This window comes from Psychroserpens luteus, from assembly GCF_015319355.1.
Taxonomy (GTDB): domain Bacteria; phylum Bacteroidota; class Bacteroidia; order Flavobacteriales; family Flavobacteriaceae; genus Psychroserpens; species Psychroserpens luteus.
The window spans coordinates 307914-330259 of record NZ_JADILU010000004.1 but is presented as its reverse complement, the minus strand read 5'-3'; the positions used below and the strand labels follow the sequence as shown (position 1 = coordinate 330259).

The window sequence follows — 22346 nt, the reverse complement described above, 5'->3', positions numbered from 1 at the left end:
TTTTGACTATAGGCATAGTAATGTCAAAACCACCATCTTACTCTGAAACTTTTTTTAACAATAAAATTATTGGTTTAAAAAAGAGTGGTTTCGATGTGATTTTATTTGTTCAACAAAAAGAAGATTTATTTAAGTTATGTGAAGTTAGAATCGCTCCAAAAGTTTATAGAAATAATGTATTACTTCAGTCTTTTGAATATGTAAAAGTTGTTATAAAACTGTCATTTATACCAATGCGATTGCATAGGTTTATATCTTTAGAGCGAAAAGTAAATAGATCCTGGAATCAAATTTTAAAAAACGTTTATAATAATTGTCATATACTGACCTCTGATGTAGATTGGTTGCATTTTGGGTTTGCCACTATGGCGATTCAAAGTGAGCATGTTGCGAGAGTAATTAATGCAAAAATGGCAATTAGTTGCAGAGGATATGACATGGATGTATATCCATTAAAGCACAATAATGTGTATCAGTTGCTTTGGAGAAATGTTAATAAAGTACATTTAATTTCTGAATATATGCTTAAGCGTTCTTATGATAATGGGATGCCTAAACATTCAATTTATAAAATTATTTTTCCAGCTATAGATATTTTAAATTTTGAACGACCAAATACAACTGTTACTAATTCTAAACTAAAGTTTACAACTATTGCTAGATTGCATTGGATTAAAGGGTTGTCTGCAACATTGGAGGCATTATCAATAATTAAGCAAAAAGGGATTTTATTTGAATATACTATCATTGGAGAAGGTTCTGAATTAGAGCCATTAAAATTTGCTGTAGATCAACTAAATTTGACTCATGAAGTTACGTTTTCCGGTAGAGTGAAACACAAGCACATTATTAATATGTTGGCAGAAACAGATGTTTATATACAATATAGTCATTCTGAGGGCTTTTGCAACGCTGTATTAGAAGCACAAGCCATGGGTCTTTTGTGCATTGTATCTGATGGCGGTGGTTTGTCTGAGAATGTTATCCATGAGCAAACAGGATGGGTTGTTGAAAAAAGAAATGCTGAAGCCTTAGCGAATAAGATATTAGAAGTAGTAAATTTATCGGCACATGAAAAAGAATTGATAGTACAAAGCGCTATTAAACGAGTAAAGGAAGACTTTAATTTAAAAAAACAGCAAGACGCTTTTTTGAAATTCTATGAATGATATTGTTATTTTATTAGGACAACGCGTTAGAAGTGGTACTAATTTTGTGGGGTCCACATTAGCGATGCATCCAGAAGTGGTAACGCTTCCTCCTAATGTTTCCTTTGGAGAATTTAATCTCTTCAGAGATCGATCTATTCTTGATACTTGTTTTAAGAATATTTCAGATACAAGTTTTGGAATGGATATTAATAATAATGACATAGATCTGTTTCTTAGATTGTACGGTGAGCAATGGGTGAAACTTTTAATAAAAAAATATGACGTGCCAGCAGGTAAAACGATATTCATTAAATCATATGTAATTGATAATATTGATTTATGGAAAAAAGCATTCCCGAATTCTAAAATTGCAATTATAACACGGGATGGTAGAGATAATGTTATCTCTTCAATAAAAGCATCCAATGATCATAGAAATTGGCATGGTTATATAGCTCGTCTAAAAAAACGAACAAATTATTATTCGGGAAGACTTTTTGTTAATCATACTAAGCATTGGGTAAAAACAGCTAAATCAGTTTTGGAAATTGAAGAGAATATAAATTTAGAGAAATTTAAATACGAATATCTAAACAATTCATATGAAAATATCCAAAGGATACTCAAATTTTATAATCTGGAAACCAATGATGATATTATTAAAAAGTGTTTAAATGCACCAGTAGTGGGAAGCTCTTTTGGTATTGACACTAATGAAGTTTCTAAGCCAAACTGGACTCCGGAATCTGATAAATCTAAATTTAAGTTTTCAGGGAAGTGGAAACATTGGGGGTTTTTTAAGAAGTTGATTTTTAAAATTATTGCGGGTCAAGCATTAATTGAATTAAATTATGAAAAATCAAAAAATTGGTAATGAAGCTCTTTAAATTTCTAACATATTTACAACCAACCAATTATTTTTCATTGCCAAAACTGAATGGTGATAATGTTTTTCCAGTATTTGAAGATATCCCAGAATCGATTAAAAGTCAACTGATTATTGATTTAGAATTCACAACTGAAATCGCTAGAAACTATGATGCTTCATGGCAGGCTACTCAAAAAGGGTACATAGGTAATACTAAGCGTATTAAAACTATAGAGAAATTATCAGTTATAGATAACTATATTTTTATTAGAAAATATTTTAATAAAGCGTGGGTTTTTTACGTGCTTATTATAAGGTTGATTAGTTTTAGAAATCCGTTTAAAGAAATTTCTGCCTTTTATAAATCAAGACATACTACAAGAAGTAATTATTTAAGTACACCAATTCAGTATAAGAAATGGGACGTATTTAGTTCTTCGTTAATTGGTAATAATCCTTTTGTTAGTATTATTATTCCAACTCTTAATAGGTATAAATATCTTAAAGATGTTTTAGAGGATTTAGAAAAACAAGATTATAAAAATTTTGAAGTCTTGGTAGTTGATCAATCTGAACCCTTTGAAGAAGATTTTTATCAAGAATTTAAGTTAAACCTTAGTGTGAGTTACCAAAAAGAAAAAGCACTATGGTTAGCTCGTAATGCTGCTATAAAATTATCAAAAGGAGATTATATTCTATTATTTGATGATGATAGTCGTGTAGAAAGTGATTGGATAAGTCAGCATCTAAAATGTTTAGATTTTTTTAATGCAGATTTATCTTCTGGTGTATCTATATCTAAGGTTGGTGCAAAAGTACCTGCAAACTATTCTTTCTTTAAAGAGAGTGATCAGTTAGATACAGGAAATGTTATGATTAAGAGACATGTTTTTGAAAAAATAGGATTGTTTGATAGACAGTTCGAGAAGCAACGCATGGGAGATGGAGAATATGGTTTAAGAGCTTATTTATATGGATTTTTAAACATTTCTAATCCTTATGCCAAACGACTTCATTTAAAAGTGGGTTCTGGAGGTTTAAGAGAAATGGGAAGTTGGGACGCCTTTAGAACTAAAAAGATTTTTGCTCCAAGACCGATACCTAGTGTATTATATCTTTTCCGAAGTTATTATGGAAACTCAAATGCAAAATGGGCTTTATTGAGAAATATACCAATGTCAATTATGCCATATCAATTCAAAACAAATAAATTAATGCTCATTCTTGGAGTTTTTGTATCTATACTGTTATTACCTCTAGTTGCCTTTCAGGTTATGAAGTCGTGGCGATTATCGAGTATTAAATTAAAAGAGGGAGCTTTAATAAAAACATTAGATTGAAGCATAAATATAAAAACATATTAATAGTTACTTCAGAGTTTCCTCCTCAGCCAGGAGGAATAGGCAATCACGCTTATAATTTAGCAGATCAATTACATCAAAATGATTTTAATGTTAGTGTTATAGCTGATCAACGCTCTGTTTCTGGCAATGAAGAAAATGATTTTGATAGAACTAACCCATTTAAAACCTATCGAATTCGCTTGAAAAAAATACGCCTATTTATGTATTTAAAAAGGCTAATAGTTATTTTTAAGTTGATTAAAAAAGCAGATGTTGTCATTGCTTCTGGTAAATTCCCATTATGGGTTGTAGCGATTTATAGTGTCATCCTTAGGAAAAAAAATATTGCAATAGCACATGGTACAGAGGTAAACTTTAGTAATCCTTTGCTTAAATTTTCAATAAATAAATCTCTTGGTAGGTTTCAATATATTGTAGCAGTGTCAAATTATACCAAATCTTTAATTGAATATTTAGATTTAAAAAATGTAGTTGTTATTCCTAATGGGTATAATCCAGAAAAATGGAATATTTCTATTGATGGTGACTTAAAAACTGAAGGTAACCCAAAGCTTATTACCGTTGGAAATGTTACAGAAAGAAAGGGGCAACTTAATGTTATTAATCATATTCCTAAGCTGTTAGAAAGATATCCCAATATACATTATCACTGTATTGGTATACCTACGGAAAAAGAACGATTTATGAGTATAGTTAAAAAGCATAGTATTGAAGACCATGTAACATTTCATGGTAGGCTTTCAGATCATGATTTGAAGGAGTATTTGACTAATAGTGATTTATTAGTAATGTTAAGCAGTGCTACAAGATCAGGAGATGTCGAAGGTTTTGGGATAGCTGTATTGGAAGCTAATGCACTTGGTATACCTGCAATTGGGTCTACTAACTGTGGAATTGAAGATGCTATCTCTAATTTTAAATCCGGAATTTTAGTTCCATTTGACAGTAGTGATGAATTTTCTAATGCAATTCAAACTATCATGGAGAACTATGATGATTATAGTAAAAACGCTCTATCTTGGGCAGAATCTCATAAATGGAACTATATCATAAAAGATTATATAGAATTAATTAATTAATTAATGAAATTAGCTATAATATCTCATACTGAACACTATAAAACCCCAGAAGGGGCTGTTGTAGGTTGGAGTCCGACGGTAAATGAAATTAATCATTTATTACATATTTTTGATGAAATTTATCATGTTGCAATGCTAAAGGAAGGAGATCCACCACCGAGCGTTATGGCTTATACTTCCAATAAAATTAAATTTGTACCCTTGCCAGCATTAGGAGGGAAAACTGTAACAAGTAAAGTGAAAACGATTTATAATGCTCCACTTGTGATGAGTATTGTATCAAAAACTTTAAAAAAAGTGGATTGTTTCCAGTTAAGAACACCAACTGGTATAGGTGTTTTTTTAATTCCATATCTAACGCTGTTGACAAGAAAAAAAGGGTGGTTCAAATATGCAGGAAATTGGAATCAATCTAATGCTCCATTAGGATATCGAATACAGCGAAAATTGTTAAAAATGCAAAACAGACCTGTTACAATTAATGGTCGTTGGAAAGATCAACCAAGTCATTGTATTACATTTGAAAATCCTTGTCTTACTTCAAATAACATACAGGAAGGTCAACAAATAGAGGCGCTTAAATTAAAGTATGATAAACTTGATTTTTGTTATGTAGGACGATTAGAAAAAGAAAAAGGGGTAGAACGAATCATCAAAGCATTTAGTGCTTTGAGTAAAGCTTCTAAGTCAAAAGTTAATCAAATTCATTTGGTAGGCAATGGCAATGATCTTGAGTATTTTAAAAGTATTGCTAAAGACTCAGGAATCAATATTATATTTCATGGATTTTTATCACAATCCAAAGTATTTGATATCTACAGAAAATCACATGTGTTTATTATGCCAACAACAGCTTCAGAAGGATTTCCTAAGGTAATTGCTGAAGCTATGAATTTTAAATGTATTCCATTAGTTTCTAATGTGTCGTCCATAGGTCAATATGTGAGTTCCGATTTTAATGGTTTTGTATTAGATGAAGTTAATACAGATAATATTGTAGATCATATAAATCAAATTCTAAGTTTAGACAAAGAAAATCACAGTAGAATTATAAAAAATATGGATGCTATTGTAAAGAAATTTACATTTGAACATTACAACGAAAGAATTATTAATGAATTACTAAAATAAATTCAATTTTAATTGAAAAATAAGTTTTTAAAAGCAAATGATAATTATGTTTCCCAAGTAGTATTGCACATACTACTCGGTATCCTTTTGTATCTTTTTGATCCATTTGCAACAGTTTATTTTTTAATAGTAGTAGCTTATTTTTTAATAAAAATTTTTACTAGCCCGGATTCTAAAAAAGTTGAAGAAATTTTATTTGCTTGTGCTTATATATCTGGTGGAGAGGTGCTTTTTAGAATGACTAAAGGAGCTATTTCCTATGAAGCTTGTAAATATCTAGTCATAGTTTTTGTGATTATTGGTCTTTTTTTTAAAGGTGTTAATTATCGAGCATATCCCTATTTTTTCTATTTGATTGCTTTGGTACCTGCTATTATTGTTGCATCAAAAACGTTAGGATATCAATCAGATTTTAGACGAAGTATTGCATTCGTTTTGAGTGGTCCTGTGTGTCTTGGACTTGCATCCTTATTTACTTTTGATAAAAAGTTAACCAATGAAAAAATGCTTAAAGTCATTCTTTATTTAGGATTGCCTTCAATTACAATGACCACTTATCTTTTCTTGTACAATCCAAGTATTAAAGACACACTTTCTGGAACTGCTTCTAATGCTGCAACTTCAGGAGGTTTTGGGCCTAATCAAGTGTCAACAGCTTTAGGTCTTGGGATTTTTGCAATAGTTGTAAGATTATTTATGAAATCTCCAACTGTTTTTCTTAAAGTATTAAATTTATTGATTCTTGGTGGTATGGCTTTTAGAGCTATTATTACTTTTAGTAGAGGAGGTATTTATTCAGCCATTATTATTTCATTTGCTTTTTTAGTTATTGTTTTCTTCAAGTCGTCTTCAAAAAAAAAGACTAATATGGTACTTACATTTATTGTATTTGCACTCGCTATTTCAGTAACATGGATTATTAGTTCTAATCAAACTAGTGGACTTATAGATAAACGATATGCAAATGAAGATTCACTTGGACGAGATAAGGGAGATATTACAACAGGTCGTTTAGATCTATTTATGGAAGAAATGGATGGTTTTTTAAGTAGTCCGTTTTTTGGAGTTGGGGCAAGTAGAATTAAAGATATAAGGTTAGAGGAAAAAGGACTAAAAGTACCTTCTCATAATGAAGTTGGTCGCCTTTTGTCTGAACATGGAATTTTAGGTATAATAATTTTATTAATACTTATAATAAAACCCTTGGCTTATAGGTCAAGTAATAAAAAGAGTTTTTATTTTTATGCTTTTTTTGGATTTTGGTTTGCGACTATAAATCACTCAGGTATGCGAATTGCTGCTCCAGCATTTTTATACGCATTATGTTTAATAAATATTACTTATGAAAAAAATCCTGTACATAGGAAACAAATTACAAAACAAATCAAGTAATCTTTCTTCAATCCATACTTTGGGGCAATTATTAGAAAATGAAGGTTTTACAATGTATTACGCATCAAGCAAGTCTAATAGAGCATTACGTCTTCTTGATATGGTTCTTACGTTTTTTAGGCGTGCATTTAGTGTTGAAGTTGTGTTAATTGACACTTATAGTACATATAATTTTTATTATGCCTTGATAATAAGTCAGTTATGTAGGGTGTTTAACGTTGATTATATAAGCAGTTTAAATGGTGGAAATTTACCAGCAAGATTGACAAAGCATCCAATAATGAGTGGTATGATTTTTAATAATTCTAAATGTAATGTTTCTCCGTCTGAGTATCTCATGAGCTCTTTTAAACACTATGGATATAACAATGTTAAGCATATTCCAAATACACTAAATATAGAAAAATATAAGTATATAGAAAAAGAGTTTACGTGTCCGAAACTTTTATGGGTGCGCTCATTCTCGAAAATATACAATCCTCAACTTGCGATTAAAGTTTTAAAGTTATTAAAAGAAACATATCCAAATGCGCAACTTTGCATGGTAGGACCGGATAGTGATGGAAGCCTTAAAGAAGTTAAGGATTTAGCACTTAGTTTAAATGTTGGAGTTAAGATAACCGGAAAACTCACAAAACAAGAATGGATTATGCTTGCGCAAGATTATAACATATTTATCAACACCACAAATTTTGATAATACCCCTTTAAGTGTCATTGAAGCAATGGCTTTGGGGTTGCCTGTGATTTCAACAAATGTAGGTGGAATGCCATTTTTAATAGAAAATCAATACAACGGTATTTTAGTTGAGCCAAACGATGAAGTTCAGATGGTTGAGGCTATTATTAAAATATTTAATAATGATATTCAACGCAATCAAATAATTAATAATGCAAGACTAAAAGCAGAAGAATTTGATTGGCAAAAAGTTAAAAAGCTATGGATTGACGTCTTATAACTAAATCATAGTTAAAATGTAACATAACTTATTATATTTACAAAAGCCCTTTTTTAAAAACAATGAGTCGTAAAAAAGACATACATTTTGAAATTTCTGAGCGTAAAGTATTACTTCGTATCATAGACATATGTGTCGTGATTCTTGGTTTGTATCTTTTAGAAATATGTATGGATTTTGATTATATAACAGTAGCTAAAGATAATCTGGGTTATCTCATAGTTTTAGCAATATACATAACCGTTTTTGGTACAATTTTCGAGATTTATGATCTTCAAAAGTCAAGTAAATTAGATGTTACGTTTAGAAATATTGTCTTAACAGTATCTACAACAGTATTGTTTTATCTTTTAACGCCTGTATTAACACCATTTCTTCCTATACAAAGACTTGAAATCGTATATTTTTATTTATGTATCATAACCATGATTTTTCTTTGGAGATGGGCTTATATCACTTTCATATCTACACCTAGATTTTATAAAAAAGTGCTTCTTGTAGGTGAAATTTCAAATATTGAAAACATTATAAAACCCTTAAATCAATCTGACCCTAACTATAAAATTGTAGGGTTTATTAACTCTGAAGCTGAAGCAGAATCACCAATAAAATTTAAAGGCTTAAAAGAATTTGAATCTAAAAACTTGCTTCAGGTTATTAGAGATGAGAAAATTTCTGAAATACTTGTAGCTAGTTATAATTCAGAGACTATTACTGCAGAAATTTATCACGATCTTATTTCTCTTTTAGATCAAGGATTTATTATTAGAGAATATACTCAAGTTTTTGAAGAAATAACGTATCGTGTTCCTATTCAGTTTGTTGGTAAAGATTTTTATAAGTATTTTCCTTTTAGTCGTAGTAATCAAAATACATTATATCTGTTTTTTCATAGAACATTTGATATTTTATTTTCAGTAATAGGCTTATGTTTTGGTGCAGTTATTTTACCATTTATTATCCTCGGAAATTTTATAGCAAACAAAGGTCCTCTGTTTTATTTTCAAGAGAGAGTAGGTCGAAACGGAAATCTATTTCAAATTGTAAAACTGCGAAGTATGATTGTAAATGCTGAAACAGGAGGTGCAAAATGGGCGCAAAAAAATGATTCAAGAATTACCAAGTTTGGTATGTTTTTAAGACGTTCTAGAATTGATGAAATCCCTCAGTTTATTAATGTTCTTAGAGGCGATATGAGTATCATTGGTCCACGTCCTGAACGTCCGTTTTTTGTGAATGAACTCTCAAGGATAATTCCTTTTTACGAAACACGACACATTGTAAAACCCGGACTTACGGGTTGGGCACAAGTAAATACACGTTATGGATCGTCTGTTGATGATAGCTTAACAAAACTTCAGTATGATTTGTATTATATCAAACACAGAAGTGTGTTTTTAGATATCAATATTGTCGTTAAAACGCTCAGTACTATTCTTTACTATAGAGGACAATAAGTAGTTTGTTTGTAGTATTTAGTGGTTGCTAATGTTCTTGAAGTTCTCTGCTAAACTTTTTATAATAGCTTCTTATTAAAGCTAAAGTTGTTCTTTTTTTCTTCGGAAGAATCCAATCAATCCAACAAAAATCAGAATAAAAACACTAATTCTAGCTATATAATCACCAGCCATAACATAAAAAGTAATTTTATTATTGGTAATGATTTGTCCTGATAGTGCGCCTTTTTCTCCGTAAGGAAGACTACTTGTAATCTCTCCTTTAGCATTTATAATCGCTGAGATACCAGTATTAGCACTTCTTACAATATCACGTCGTGTTTCTACAGCTCTAAGTTTAGCATAACTTAAATGTTGTTTATGACCTTGGGTTTCATTCCACCAAGCATCATTAGTTATGATTGCTAAAAAATTGGCTTCATTTCTAACATAACCAGTTACAAACTCACCATACACAGATTCATAACAAATAATAGGAGCTGCTTTAAACTTTGAATTTGATGATGTAAAAACACCTCTGTAATCTTGTGTTGTTTTCATGGAAACAGTACCACCAAGGTCAATCATAAAATCTCCAATTAGAGGTTTTAAAATATCTTGATATGGGAAATTTTCAACACCAACAACCAGTTTTGATTTGTTGTATTGTTGAACAGAATCCAAGCTATTAATTAAAAGAGCAGAGTTATAATCATCATACCAAGTGTTTGGCGTGTATTTGTAAACATTAGTTTCTTTTCTAATTTTGTTCTTATCATTAAACATGTTATAAAATGAAATCCCAGTCAAGAGATTCACATTGGGATGTTCAAGAACATAGCGATCAAACTTGTTTTTTAATAACGAATTATTAAATTGTCTAAGTCGTGTACTTTCTGCTAAAAAAGTTTCAGGAGCAATGATGAAATCTGTAGAGTCTGTGATTTTTGAATTAGATAATTCAAAAAATAGCTCTGCAAATTTTAAATTAGTCATGTTGTATTTTTCCGAATACGGATCAATATTAGGCTGTAAGGCAATCACATTAACTGTTTCGCCTTCATGTGAATATGTACTATAAATTCCGAAGGAAATAAGAAGAGGAACAATTATGAGTCCAGCACATTTCAGCAATAAAGATTTTAAAACCTGTTTTGATTTTTCTTTTTGATAGGATAGAACACCTTTAAAAATAAGTACATTTAAGATCCAAACCCAAAGGGTACCACCAAAAGTGCCAGTATATTCATACCATTGAATCCAGCTTATATACTCTGAAAATCCATTACCAAGGTTAAGCCATGGCCAAGAAAATTCCCAAATTAAATGTAATTTCTCAAAACTTATCCATAGTACAACCAAAAACAATAATGATCTGTTTGCAGATTGTCTTTTTGCAAATTTATGATACAATAAAAAGATAAGCGCCATTAATGCTGAGTTTACAAAAACAGCAAAACCTGCTCCAAATGGATCTGCAAACCGTAACCAACTTGTGGTAATCGCATTCCAAATGAGAAATGTGAGATAGGAGAGTCCGAAAACTTTAAGACCTTTACGCTTTACATCAGATAATCGTAATTGATGTTCTGCCAATAATAATGGTACAAATGCAAAAAAGAGTAAAAGAGGAAAACCGTAAGTTGGCCAAGCTAATGCGAGTATAATTCCTGAAAGTAATGAGAGTAAAAGTTTGTTCACTATTTGAAGATACTTAAATCGAGTTTTAAAGAAAAGACATTAGAGTATAAAGCTGCACTTTGATCTCCAATATCTGTAAAAGCATAATCTATTTGGATACCTCTGTATTTGAAACCTAATCCTAAACTAGGTTGGAAGGTCAAATTTTCAGAATCATCTAATTGCAATTCATTTTGAAAATTACCAGCACCAGCTCTTAAAAAGACTAAGTCTGTGTAACCAAATTCAAAACCTAAAGCAGGATTAAAACTTGCAAAAGAAGACGATATAACATCATTGTTTTGCTCAAATCTAACATTCATATCAAATGATGCTAATAATGAGTAATCATAATGAAAAATGAATTTTTTAGACATTCCAATTTGTAATTTTGGGATGGTAAGCTCTGTGCTTTCTGGTACAGTTTGATTTTGACCTTCTATAGCATTTTGAATATCTGCCAATTTATCATCATCAAAAGACCAAGCATTAAAAGTTGTAGTAATGTCTCTTGCCATGATACCAAACTTCCAATCATTTTTACCTTCAAATTGAATTCCTGCATCTAAACCAAAACCCCAGGAATTAGCAAAATCACCAATAATTCGTCTTACAACTTTAGCGTTAACACCATAACTTAAACCATCTAAAGGTAGTTTTCTAGCATATGAAAATGTTAATGCGTAATCTGCTGTAGAAAATAAACTTACGCGATCATAATTAATATTCCCTTGATCATCAATTAATTGGGTTGTGTCTAAAATATCATCAACACCAAATCTAATTAATGATAAAGCAATTGCACTTTTATCATCTAAGGGTTTAGCAAAGGCGATGTAATTGTAGTTGGCAATATTGGCAAAATAACTAGAATGTAAGAGTGCTAATTGACTGTCTTCGAGATTAACAAGTCCAGCTGGATTCCAATATCCAGAATTTACATCTGCAGTATGAGAAGCTACACTATTACTCATTCCAAGAGCAGCTGCATCAACACCAATATTCAAAAATTCATTAGAATATTTAGTTTGACCAGCGCATAGAAATGTAATCAATAAAGTAACAATGAATATGTAATTTTTCAACAGCAAAAATTTTTTTACAAAGATGCACAATATTTTCTATCTAGAGAACTTGAAAAAGAAGGAGATATTGTCTTTGTTTTGTGTTTGTCGAAAATAGTTTGCTATTTTTACAAAAATCTTATTTATGTCAATAAAAAAGTATATTCCAAACTTTGTAACCCTACTTAATTTGTTCTGCGGTAGTATTGCTGCCATATTTGCTGTTCACAATAATTTTGTTGCAGCAGCAGTATTTGTGTTTTTGGGTATTTTCTTTGATTTTTTTGATGGTTTGTTAGCTAGAAAATTTAATGTGCAAGGACCTTTGGGAGTTCAATTGGATTCTCTGGCAGATATGGTAACTAGTGGTTTGGTACCAGGAATTGTGATGTATAAGTTAATTTCAATAAGTGTTAATGCTCCGGAAATTGAAACACTCAACGATTGGTCTACAAATTCAACTTGGTCAATTGATATTTCGTGGTATGCTCTTATCGGTTTATTTATCACATTAGCATCTGCCTATCGTTTAGCAAAATTCAATATAGATGAAGATCAACAAACTTATTTTAAAGGCTTACCAACTCCAGCCAACACTTTATTGGTGTTATCTTTACCTCTAATTATAGAATTTCAGAATAGTAGCTTTGCAACCAATTTAATATTAAACCAATGGTTTTTAATTGCGTTTACTTTAGTGAGCTGCTATTTATTGAATTCTAAAATCAAGCTTTTCGCATTAAAATTTAAAGACTATAGTGTTGCTAATAATAAGTTTAGGTATGTGCTAATCATTTCAACAATTGTTTTATTGATAGGTCTTCATTTTATAGCAATTCCATTAATTATAGTATTATATATTCTACTTTCTATAATTCAGAATGTAACAACTAAAACGATTTAAAAAAACTTTATAAACTCAATAATGGCATCAGGATTTTTTGCATTGTTAGATGATATTGGAGCGCTCATGGATGATGTTGCTGCAATGAGTAAAATTACCACAAAAAAAACCGCAGGAATTTTAGGAGATGATTTAGCTGTAAATGCTGAGAAGGCTTCTGGTTTTGTAGCCTCTCGAGAAATCCCTGTGCTTTGGGCTATTACAAAAGGCTCAATGCTTAATAAATTAATTATTTTACCAATAGCCTTTTTGTTGAGTGCATTTTTACCTTGGGCAGTCATTGTTATTTTGGTTCTTGGAGGTCTTTATTTAGCTTATGAAGGTGTAGAGAAAATATACGAGTATTTTGTGCCACACGAACAACATCATGTGATTGATACTAGCGTTGAGCTTTCAAAAGAAGAGTTGTTAGAGTTAGAGAAAACTAAAATTAAATCTGCTATTGTAACCGATTTTATACTTTCCGTAGAAATTGTAATTATTGCTTTGGGTACTGTTGTAGGAAAAGATTTATTATTTCAAATTATGGTTGTTTCTATTGTTGCAGTTATAGCTACCATTGGAGTATATGGAATCGTTGCTGTTATTGTGAGAATGGATGACCTTGGTTTACGATTGGTAAAGTTGAGTAAAGGCAAAAAAAATATCACCTTTTACATAGGGAGTTTTTTAGTTCAAGCTTTGCCAAAAATTATTAAGAGTTTATCTGTTATAGGAACAATAGCATTACTTTTAGTTGCTGGAGGGATTTTTGCCCATAATTTAGAATTTTTGCATCATTTTTTAGAAGGGATTCCGTCCATGCTTAGAGATCTAATTTTAGGCCTAATTGTGGGAGCAATAGCGGTTACAGTTATTAAATTTTTAAAATGGATTTATGGTTTAACTTTTGCCAAAAAAAATAATTCCGAAGAAAAAAAGCACTAAAGAAATAACGATATCTTATTTATGAAAGATTTAAAATTCCCAATAAATTTTAAGTTTAATGTGACAACATTATCTAACGATTTTACAGCAAAAGATGCAAGTGGTAGAACAGTAGCTTATGTAAGAGAAAAAATGTTTAAGCTGAAGGAAGCTATAGACATTTATGATAATACCAATAAAACTAATTTAACGTATACGATAAAAGCAGATCAATGGATAGATTTTTCTGCAGCCTATAGTTTTAAAGATGCTAAAGGTAAAGAGATTGGGAAAATTGCTAGAAAAGGTTGGGCTTCAATTTGGAAAGCACATTACGAATTGATAGATCAACACCAAAAACTACAATACCATATTAGGGAAGATAATGCTTTGGTAAAAGTGATGGATAATATGTTGGGAAATATTCCTATTCTTGGCGGATTTACAGGCTATTTGTTCAATCCAAGTTACACGGTAACAGATTTAAATGGTCAAGATATTTGTCAGTTAAAAAAGGAACCTTCTTTCTTCGGAAGAAAATTTAAACTCTCAAAACTCAAACCTATAGATAATGATGATGACGAGCGTATCATTTTAGGATTTATGATGATGGTTTTATTGGAGAGACGAAGAGGGTAATATCTGTATTTAGATAAAATTATTGGTAGAAAACACTAATAAAGATTTGTGTTTTAAATAGAGTCTTCTTGTTTTGTTTTTTGTGCTGTTTCAAAATTTAACTTCTTCTTACGTAACTCAAAATTTTGTCCTAAATATACTTTACGTACCATTTCGTCACTAGCTAATTCTTCTGGTTTTCCAGCTTTTAGAATACTACCTTCAAACATCAAGTATGTTCTATCTGTAATTGCTAAGGTCTCTTGTACGTTGTGATCTGTAATAAGAATACCAATATTTTTATTACTAAGCTGTGCGATAATACGTTGGATGTCTTCAACAGCAACTGGATCAACACCTGCAAAAGGTTCATCTAATAAAATGAAATCTGGATCTGTAGCAAGTGCACGAGCTATTTCGGTACGACGACGTTCTCCTCCAGATAATAAATCACCTCTACTTTTACGAATATGTTCTAAACTAAACTCATCAATCAAATATTCCATTTTGTCTAGTTGCTCCTTTTTACTAAGCTTAGTCATTTGGAGTACGCTCAAAATGTTATCTTCAATACTTAATTTTCTAAACACCGAAGCTTCTTGAGCCAAATAGCCAATCCCATTTTGAGCACGTTTGTACATTGGGAAATTCGTAATGTTATCACCTTCTAAGAAAATATTGCCACCATTTGGTTTTATAAGACCAACAATCATATAAAAAGATGTTGTTTTACCAGCACCATTTGGTCCAAGTAATCCAACAATTTCTCCTTGTTTAACTTCTAGAGAAACATCTTTTACTACTTTTCGCCCATTATAGGACTTCATCAAATTTTCGGCTCTGAGTGTTTTCATAAATAAGGTAATAATGGCTAAAGTAATAAAATCAATAGAACTTACTTTTTGTTTATTATAAGTTTAACGCTCATATTTCAGCATTAATAATATTAGATTTTAGCTTTTTTCTGTTTCTTGTTTTGGTTTTTAACCACAACTTTAGAAATATAAATACTTACTTGATACAATAATAATATTGGGATTGCAACAATAACTTGACTCGCTAAATCTGGAGGCGTGATTATTGCAGACAAAATAAGTACAATGACTAGAGCAAATTTTCGGTATTTTTTCATGAGTTGAGGTGTCACCAATCCTATTTTAGTTAAAAAATAGATAATTATTGGTAACTCAAAAACAAAACCAGATGCTAAAGACGAAGATCTAATTAATGCGATATATGAACTAATATCAAACTCATTAGAAATTTCTGGACTCACACTGTAATTGGCTAAAAAGTTGATAGATAAAGGTGTCACTATATAATAACCAAAGAGCACTCCCATAAAAAAGAGTAGAGATGTGATGATAATAAAACCTCTAGAATGTCTACGTTCACTAGAATGTAAGCCTGGACTTATAAAGCTCCAAAATTGATAAATAATATATGGGAAAGCAATTATGAAACCTGCATAAATAGAGGTCCATATATCTGCTGAAAATTGTGCAGCCATTTCCCTACTTTGAATAATGAAAGGAAATTCCGTAGCGCAAAACGTGGTATCATTAATCCCTATAAATTCTGAAGCTTTGCACAACCATTTATAGGTTGGAAAATCCATTTGCTTTGGAGCAAATATGATATATTTAAAAATTGCTTTACTAAATATAAAAGCTACAGACGCACATATTAATATAGACACTGTAATTCTAATTAAATGCCATCTTAAGTCTTCGAGATGATCAAGAAACGACATCTCATCGGTATTTGTTTTTGCCATTATATAATACCTTCTTTTATTAAATCATGAATGTGAATAACACCAGCGTATTCACCGTTTTTTTCAACTAACAATTGAGAAATACCATGCTTCTCCATGAGTTCCATAGCATCAATTGCCATAGCATCTTCATCAATTCGTTTAGGATTGCTACTCATGATGTCTTTTGCAGTTAAGTGAATAAATTCATCATTTTTAGTAAGCATTCGTCTTAAATCACCATCTGTAATGATACCTGCAATTATATTGTTATCAACAACAGCGGTTACACCTAGCATTTTTTCTGAAATTTCTACAATCACATTTTTTGCAGTTGTATTAAGTTCAACTCGTGGTTTTTGATTGACAGATGACAAATCACTAACACGTAAATATAAACGTTTTCCTAGAGCACCTCCTGGATGATATTTAGCAAAATCTTTACTTGAGAATCCGCGAAGTTCTAGTAAGCAAACAGCTAAGGCGTCACCCATAACTAATTGTACAGTTGTACTTGTTGTTGGCGCCAAATTATTTGGACAAGCCTCTTGCTCAACATAAGCATTCAGAATATAATCAGATTGCTTTGCTAAGAAGGAAGTATCATTGCCAGTGATTGCAATCAACTTGTTTTTAGCGTTTTTGATAAAAGGGACCAGTACTTTAATTTCTGGCGTATTTCCACTTTTAGAAATACAAATCACAATATCATCCTCTAAAATTAATCCCAAATCTCCATGAATAGCATCTGCTGCGTGCAAAAATACAGCAGGTGTACCAGTAGAGTTTAAAGTAGCTACAATTTTGTTAGCGATGATTGCACTTTTACCAATTCCTGTAATAATGACACGACCTTTAGAATTATAAATTAAAGTGACCGCTTTAGCAAAATCATCTGTGAGTAGATGACTTAAATTAGCTATAGCATCTCGCTCTAAATCTATAGTTTTTTTTGCGGTTTTAAGGATAGATTGAATACTGTTCAAAATTAATTTTTTTTGAGTTTGATGGGTTTAAAGAAATTGTTATCTTTAGGTTTATGCAAATGTATCAAAAATACTAATAGGGATTAATGAGTACAAAAGAAATTGATATACATTCTGCACTCAAGCACCACTTCGGTTTTTCTAAGTTTAAAGGACTTCAGGAAAGCGTTATTAAAAGTGTTGTAGCACGTGAGGATGTATTTGTTATTATGCCAACAGGCGGAGGAAAGTCATTATGTTACCAACTTCCAGCGCTAATAACAGAAGGAACTGCAATAATAGTGTCACCACTAATTGCACTAATGAAAAATCAGGTGGATGCTATTAGAGGTATTTCAGACCATGATGGCGTAGCCCATGTTCTAAATTCTTCTCTTAATAAAACTGAAGTCAAACAAGTAAAAGAAGATATTGTAAATGGTGTCACTAAATTACTATATGTCGCTCCAGAGTCTTTAACAAAAGAAGAGCATGTTGAGTTTTTGAGATCTGTTACTATCTCATTTATGGCTGTAGATGAAGCCCACTGTATTAGTGAATGGGGACACGATTTTAGACCAGAATATAGAAATCTTCGTCATATTATTAAACGTATTGGAGACAATATTCCTATTATAGGATTAACAGCTACTGCTACGCCAAAGGTTCAAGAAGATATTTTAAAGAGTTTAGATATACAAGATGCTACAACATTCAAAGCTTCTTTTAATAGACCAAATTTATATTACGAAATACGCCCAAAAACAAAAACTGTAGATGCAGATATTATTCGTTTTGTTAAAAAGAACGATGGTAAATCTGGTATTGTGTACTGTTTGAGTAGAAAACGTGTTGAAGAATTATCACAAGTGTTACAGGTTAATGGTGTTAAGGCGGTTCCTTATCATGCAGGATTAGATCCAAAAACAAGAGTCAAACATCAAGATATGTTTTTGATGGAAGATTGTGACGTCGTTGTTGCAACCATTGCTTTTGGGATGGGAATTGATAAGCCAGATGTGAGATTTGTGATTCACCATGATATTCCAAAAAGTATAGAAAGTTATTATCAAGAAACAGGTCGCGCAGGTCGTGATGGAGGTGAAGGTCATTGTTTAGCTTATTACGCTTATAAAGATATTGAGAAATTAGAAAAATTCATGTCTGGGAAGCCTGTAGCAGAACAAGAAATTGGTCATGCTTTACTTCAAGAAGTTGTTGCTTTTGCAGAAACATCTGTGTCTAGACGTAAGTTTATACTTCATTATTTTGGTGAAGAATTTGATAATGCAACGGGAGAAGGTGGAGATATGGATGATAATGTTCGTTATCCTAAAAAACAAAATGAAGCAAAAAGTGATGTCGTTATAGTATTAGATACCGTTAAAAAAACCAATGAAAAATACAAATCTAAGGATTTAGTACAAGTTCTATTTGGTGAAACAAACGCACTTATTTCTTCTCATAAAACAGATGCTCAGCCTTTCTTCGGAATAGGGAAACATCAAAGTAAACGGTATTGGATGGCATTAATTCGTCAAGTACTTGTTGCAGGTTTTCTTAAAAAAGATATAGAGACGTATGGTGTTTTAAGAATTCCTGATGAAGGTCATGAATATTTGAAATCACCTAAATCTTTCATGATGGCAGAAGATCATGTATTTGATGAAGGCACAGATGATGGTATAATAACTGCTGCAAAAGGAGTAGGAGGTGTTGCAGACGAAACTTTAATGAAAATGCTTAAAGATTTAAGAAAGCGAAATGCGAAATCTTTAGGTGTACCTCCATTTGTGATTTTTCAAGACCCATCATTAGAAGATATGGCTCTTAAATATCCAATTTCATTAGAAGAATTAGGGAATGTTCATGGTGTTGGAGATGGAAAAGCTAAAAAATATGGAAAAGATTTCGTTGCATTAATTTCACAGTATGTTGAAGATAATGAGATTGAAAGACCAGACGATTTTGTGGTTAAGAGTACAGGTTCAAATTCTGCTATAAAATTATACATCATTCAAAATGTAGATAGAAAATTACCACTTACAGATATTTCTTCTAGTAAAGGAATGACTATGGCAGATTTTATTAAAGAAATGGAAGCTATTGTGTTTTCTGGAACTAAATTAAATATCAATTACTGGATTGATGATATATTGGATGAAGATCAACAAGAAGAAATTCATGACTATTTCATGGAATCTGAAACTGATAAAATAGATGATGCCATTGAGGAATTTGATGGTGATTATGATGATGAAGAATTACGATTATATCGTATTAAATTTATTAGTGAGGTGGCTAATTAGAAATTGTTATTTAATTGCAATCACTAATCTAAAGACATAAGTAAAACTTGTTTTACTTATGTCTTTTTTTTATTTATTATAAAATTAATCTGATTCAATATAGTGTCTATTCCTCCTCATCACTTTCATAAATAGAAAAAGTAACTTCCTGTTTTTTACAAGTCAATATTAATTTATGAAGCTGTGATTTTTTAATTTTAGCAGCATCAACTTCTTCAATTTGAAAGTCAATTTTTGAGATACTTCTATTAGATACATTAGAATGGTCTGATTCTAATTCTACCATATCAGATTCTAAATCAAATTCAAAACCATTACCAATGACTTTTAATTGAGCGCCTTTGTTTGTTTTAGTGTGAAATGCTCCAACAACAATGGTTTGAAAAAAGTAATAACCGCCAAGTTCTGCTAATCCAGCATATAAGACATTATCGTCAGAGATTCCAAACGGTTGATGTTCAATATCATTGATGATGGCTTCTGTATGGTCATCAACATGCAATTTCTCCATAGCTCTAGGATTTCCGAAGGCAGCTTTTAATTTGGTAATAAATTTCATTTAGATATTATTTTTTACAAATCTAAAGTAATTGCTAGCAATTCCAAATTGTGCTTCTCACTTAGTTTCATATCTTTGCAGCTCAATTAAAATTAAATACAATGCAAGACGGTTTATACGCAAAACTTAATACAACAAAAGGCGAAATTTTAATCGCTTTAGAATTTCAGAAAACACCAGGAACAGTTGGTAACTTTGTAGCATTAGCTGAAGGGAATTTAGAAAATAAAGTGAAGCCTCAAGGGACTCCTTATTATGACGGATTGAAATTTCACAGAGTAATTCCAGATTTTATGATCCAAGGTGGTTGTCCTCAAGGTACAGGAACTGGAGATCCAGGTTATAAGTTTGATGACGAATTTCATCACGATTTAAGACACGATGGACCAGGAGTTTTGTCTATGGCAAATTCTGGACCAGGTTCAAATGGAAGTCAGTTTTTTATAACCCATATTGAGACACCTTGGTTGGATAATAAGCATACGGTCTTCGGAAACGTGATAGAAGGACAAGATGTTGTTGACGCTATCACTCAAGATGATGCCATCAATACTGTAGAAATAGTTAGAGTAGGAGCAGATGCAGAAAAATTTAATGCTGTAGAAGCATTTAGAACTTTTGAAGGTTCTAGAGAGAAAAGAATTGCTGCAGAGCGTGAAGCAGGAAGAGCAGAGCTAGATAAATTAGCATCTGGTTTTGAAGAAACAGAAAGCGGATTACGTTACCAAATTCTTCAAAAAGGAACTGGTAAAGCTGCAGAAAAAGGTAAAACTGTATCTGTACATTATAAAGGTCAGTTAGCAGATGGAACTGTATTTGATTCATCTTACAAAAGAAATGCACCATTAGATTTTCAAGTTGGAGTTGGTCAAGTAATTGCAGGTTGGGATGAAGGTATTTGTTTATTAAACGTTGGTGATAAAGCACGTTTAGTAATACCTAGTGATTTAGGTTATGGTTCTGCAGGAGCAGGAGGTGTAATTCCACCAGATGCTATTTTAGTATTTGATGTAGAATTGATGGATGTAAAGTAAGCAAGATTCCAAAATTATTACGGGATCTCATATGATATATAAAAAGCACCAATATAATTGGTGCTTTTATGTGTTTTAAGAGTCAAAGCTAATTACCTTTATATGTTAAGTTTATAATGAGTTCTGCTGTTTGCTTCTCAAAAGTGACTTTGTATGTGGAATTACTATTATCATTTTCTTTCACGTATAAATTGCCAACGCGTGTGAATTCATTTTTAGAAATATAATCATCTAAGTCAACTTTGACACTGTCAATAATAAATTTTGATATTTTGTTATTGTCTTTACATTCGCAATTTGAAGTGACGATTTTAGGAATATTAACACCAGTTCTTAATTCTATATTATCAATGTTAAATCGATCGCAAGATTTTGTGTTATAGATAAGATTTCCGAAGAAATGTAGGCCTCCATAAATAGCAATTAAAAAGATTGCTAAAACTGATAAAATAATTAGAAAATGCTTCAAAAAGTTGTTGTTTTTAATATGGTGTTTTTAAATTAATCGTATAACGTGTGTATCACTTTTTTTATGAATGTTTAAAATAATTGATTGATTATGTGTGCTTTGTGACTATATCTAAATGTTTGGGTCTTAATATAAAACAATCGAATTCAAAGTGAAATATAATTTGTTATACAAATTTTGCTTATCAAATATATAATATTTCAAAAATTAAAAATAAGCTAAAAAAAATGGGTAGTATTAGAGGTTCCGAACTATGTAAGAATATTTTAAATGAATTTAATTATGATTTCGGTAATGTGTTTGTCTTCGATGGGTTTGTTATTTCCGAAATTAATCAAGGAATTACGTTTTCTTGGGAGCTTCATGCTAAAAAAATAGTTGAGGATGTCTCTTCTTTTTTTGATACAGATGGAAATGATATAATTTATATCTCTCATCGTATAAATTCTTATGCAGTTAAGCCTGTTGATTGGCTCCATTTTTTTAAACACAGTTATAATTTGAAAGGTTATGGAGTGGTTGGGTACACACAAGGTAGTTTCATGAATTCTTTCGTTGAAAACTTATTTTTCAATAAAAAAATTAAACGCTTTAGTTCTATTGATGCAGCTGTGCAATGGGCAACAGATAAAATTTTAGCTGAGGTTGAAGATTAAAAAAACACTCATTTAAATGAGTGCTTTTTTTATCTAAGTAATAGTTG

At 31.1% G+C, this 22346-nt stretch carries 21 protein-coding genes; 14 read left to right on the top strand and 7 right to left on the bottom strand.

Annotated features, from left to right (window positions below):
* The first annotated feature begins 2 nt into the window (after window positions 1-2).
* From IM744_RS11355 to IM744_RS11320, 8 genes are all read left to right on the top strand, one after another.
* Window positions 3-1169, top strand: coding sequence for a glycosyltransferase (locus IM744_RS11355; protein ID WP_194508261.1), 1167 nt, complete (start codon window positions 3-5; stop codon window positions 1167-1169).
* Entirely contained in the window at window positions 1162-2025 is an 864-nt protein-coding gene (locus tag IM744_RS11350) for a sulfotransferase (protein WP_194508260.1), read from the top strand. The genes IM744_RS11355 and IM744_RS11350 overlap by 8 nt, the downstream gene beginning before the upstream one ends.
* Window positions 2025-3359, top strand: coding sequence for a glycosyltransferase family A protein (locus IM744_RS11345; RefSeq protein WP_194508259.1), 1335 nt, complete (start codon window positions 2025-2027; stop codon window positions 3357-3359). Before IM744_RS11350 ends, IM744_RS11345 begins: the two co-directional genes overlap by 1 nt.
* A complete protein-coding gene (locus tag IM744_RS11340) occupies window positions 3356-4462 on the top strand; it encodes a glycosyltransferase family 4 protein (protein WP_194508258.1) in 1107 nt (368 codons plus the stop codon). The genes IM744_RS11345 and IM744_RS11340 overlap by 4 nt, the downstream gene beginning before the upstream one ends.
* A gap of 3 nt (window positions 4463-4465) precedes the next feature.
* On the top strand, window positions 4466-5593 hold the full coding sequence (locus tag IM744_RS11335) for a glycosyltransferase (RefSeq protein ID WP_194508257.1): 1128 nt from the start codon (window positions 4466-4468) through the stop codon (window positions 5591-5593).
* A 12-nt stretch (window positions 5594-5605) separates the two neighbouring features.
* Window positions 5606-6985, top strand: coding sequence for an O-antigen ligase family protein (locus IM744_RS11330; RefSeq protein ID WP_194508256.1), 1380 nt, complete (start codon window positions 5606-5608; stop codon window positions 6983-6985).
* Window positions 6936-7943: a glycosyltransferase family 4 protein gene (locus tag IM744_RS11325; protein WP_194508255.1), complete on the top strand. Its 1008-nt coding sequence runs from the start codon at window positions 6936-6938 to the stop codon at window positions 7941-7943. The genes IM744_RS11330 and IM744_RS11325 overlap by 50 nt, the downstream gene beginning before the upstream one ends.
* 62 nt (window positions 7944-8005) lie before the next feature.
* Window positions 8006-9400, top strand: a complete 1395-nt coding sequence (locus tag IM744_RS11320; protein ID WP_194508254.1) for a sugar transferase — start codon at window positions 8006-8008, stop codon at window positions 9398-9400.
* An 81-nt stretch (window positions 9401-9481) separates the two neighbouring features.
* Here IM744_RS11320 and lnt read toward each other — a convergent pair whose 3' ends face one another.
* A complete protein-coding gene (gene lnt, locus IM744_RS11315; protein ID WP_194508253.1) occupies window positions 9482-11080 on the bottom strand; it encodes an apolipoprotein N-acyltransferase in 1599 nt (532 codons plus the stop codon).
* The gene (locus IM744_RS11310; protein ID WP_194508252.1) at window positions 11080-12144 is read right to left on the bottom strand and encodes a putative type IX sorting system protein PorV2; all 1065 of its coding nucleotides are present in this window, start codon (window positions 12142-12144) and stop codon (window positions 11080-11082) included. Before IM744_RS11310 ends, lnt begins: the two co-directional genes overlap by 1 nt.
* Window positions 12145-12268: 124 nt before the next feature.
* Between IM744_RS11310 and IM744_RS11305 the strand changes: the two genes are divergently transcribed.
* Genes IM744_RS11305 through IM744_RS11295 form a run of 3 tightly spaced genes read left to right on the top strand, consistent with a single transcriptional unit; the run spans window position 12269 to window position 14572 of the window.
* Entirely contained in the window at window positions 12269-13027 is a 759-nt protein-coding gene (locus tag IM744_RS11305; protein WP_194508251.1) for a CDP-alcohol phosphatidyltransferase family protein, read from the top strand.
* 21 nt (window positions 13028-13048) lie between these two features.
* Window positions 13049-13954, top strand: a complete 906-nt coding sequence (locus IM744_RS11300; RefSeq protein ID WP_194508250.1) for a DUF808 domain-containing protein — start codon at window positions 13049-13051, stop codon at window positions 13952-13954.
* A gap of 21 nt (window positions 13955-13975) precedes the next feature.
* Window positions 13976-14572: an LURP-one-related/scramblase family protein gene (locus IM744_RS11295; protein WP_194508249.1), complete on the top strand. Its 597-nt coding sequence runs from the start codon at window positions 13976-13978 to the stop codon at window positions 14570-14572.
* Window positions 14573-14625: 53 nt separating this feature from the next.
* Here the strand turns inward: IM744_RS11295 and lptB are convergent, their stop codons facing one another.
* From lptB to IM744_RS11280, 3 genes are all read right to left on the bottom strand, one after another.
* The gene (gene lptB / locus IM744_RS11290; RefSeq protein WP_194508248.1) at window positions 14626-15405 is read right to left on the bottom strand and encodes an LPS export ABC transporter ATP-binding protein; all 780 of its coding nucleotides are present in this window, start codon (window positions 15403-15405) and stop codon (window positions 14626-14628) included.
* Window positions 15406-15497: 92 nt separating this feature from the next.
* Window positions 15498-16328, bottom strand: coding sequence for a twin-arginine translocase subunit TatC (gene tatC, locus IM744_RS11285; protein ID WP_194508247.1), 831 nt, complete (start codon window positions 16326-16328; stop codon window positions 15498-15500).
* Window positions 16328-17293: a KpsF/GutQ family sugar-phosphate isomerase gene (locus IM744_RS11280; RefSeq protein ID WP_194508246.1), complete on the bottom strand. Its 966-nt coding sequence runs from the start codon at window positions 17291-17293 to the stop codon at window positions 16328-16330. The genes tatC and IM744_RS11280 overlap by 1 nt, the downstream gene beginning before the upstream one ends.
* A gap of 86 nt (window positions 17294-17379) precedes the next feature.
* On the opposite strand from IM744_RS11280, the gene IM744_RS11275 reads away from it, so the two are divergent.
* Window positions 17380-19581 (top strand): ATP-dependent DNA helicase RecQ, encoded by a 2202-nt coding sequence (locus IM744_RS11275; protein WP_194508245.1) that lies wholly within the window; start codon window positions 17380-17382, stop codon window positions 19579-19581.
* Between the two features lie 106 nt (window positions 19582-19687).
* Here the strand turns inward: IM744_RS11275 and IM744_RS11270 are convergent, their stop codons facing one another.
* Window positions 19688-20140, bottom strand: coding sequence for a hypothetical protein (locus IM744_RS11270; RefSeq protein WP_194508244.1), 453 nt, complete (start codon window positions 20138-20140; stop codon window positions 19688-19690).
* A gap of 101 nt (window positions 20141-20241) precedes the next feature.
* On the opposite strand from IM744_RS11270, the gene IM744_RS11265 reads away from it, so the two are divergent.
* Window positions 20242-21174: a peptidylprolyl isomerase gene (locus IM744_RS11265; RefSeq protein ID WP_194508243.1), complete on the top strand. Its 933-nt coding sequence runs from the start codon at window positions 20242-20244 to the stop codon at window positions 21172-21174.
* 88 nt (window positions 21175-21262) lie between these two features.
* Here IM744_RS11265 and IM744_RS11260 read toward each other — a convergent pair whose 3' ends face one another.
* Complete coding sequence (locus IM744_RS11260; RefSeq protein ID WP_194508242.1) at window positions 21263-21643, bottom strand: hypothetical protein; 381 nt, start codon at window positions 21641-21643, stop codon at window positions 21263-21265.
* Window positions 21644-21870: 227 nt separating this feature from the next.
* Here IM744_RS11260 and IM744_RS11255 point away from each other — a divergent pair, with 227 nt between their 5' ends.
* Window positions 21871-22299, top strand: a complete 429-nt coding sequence (locus tag IM744_RS11255) for a hypothetical protein (RefSeq protein WP_194508241.1) — start codon at window positions 21871-21873, stop codon at window positions 22297-22299.
* Window positions 22300-22346: the final 47 nt, after the last annotated feature.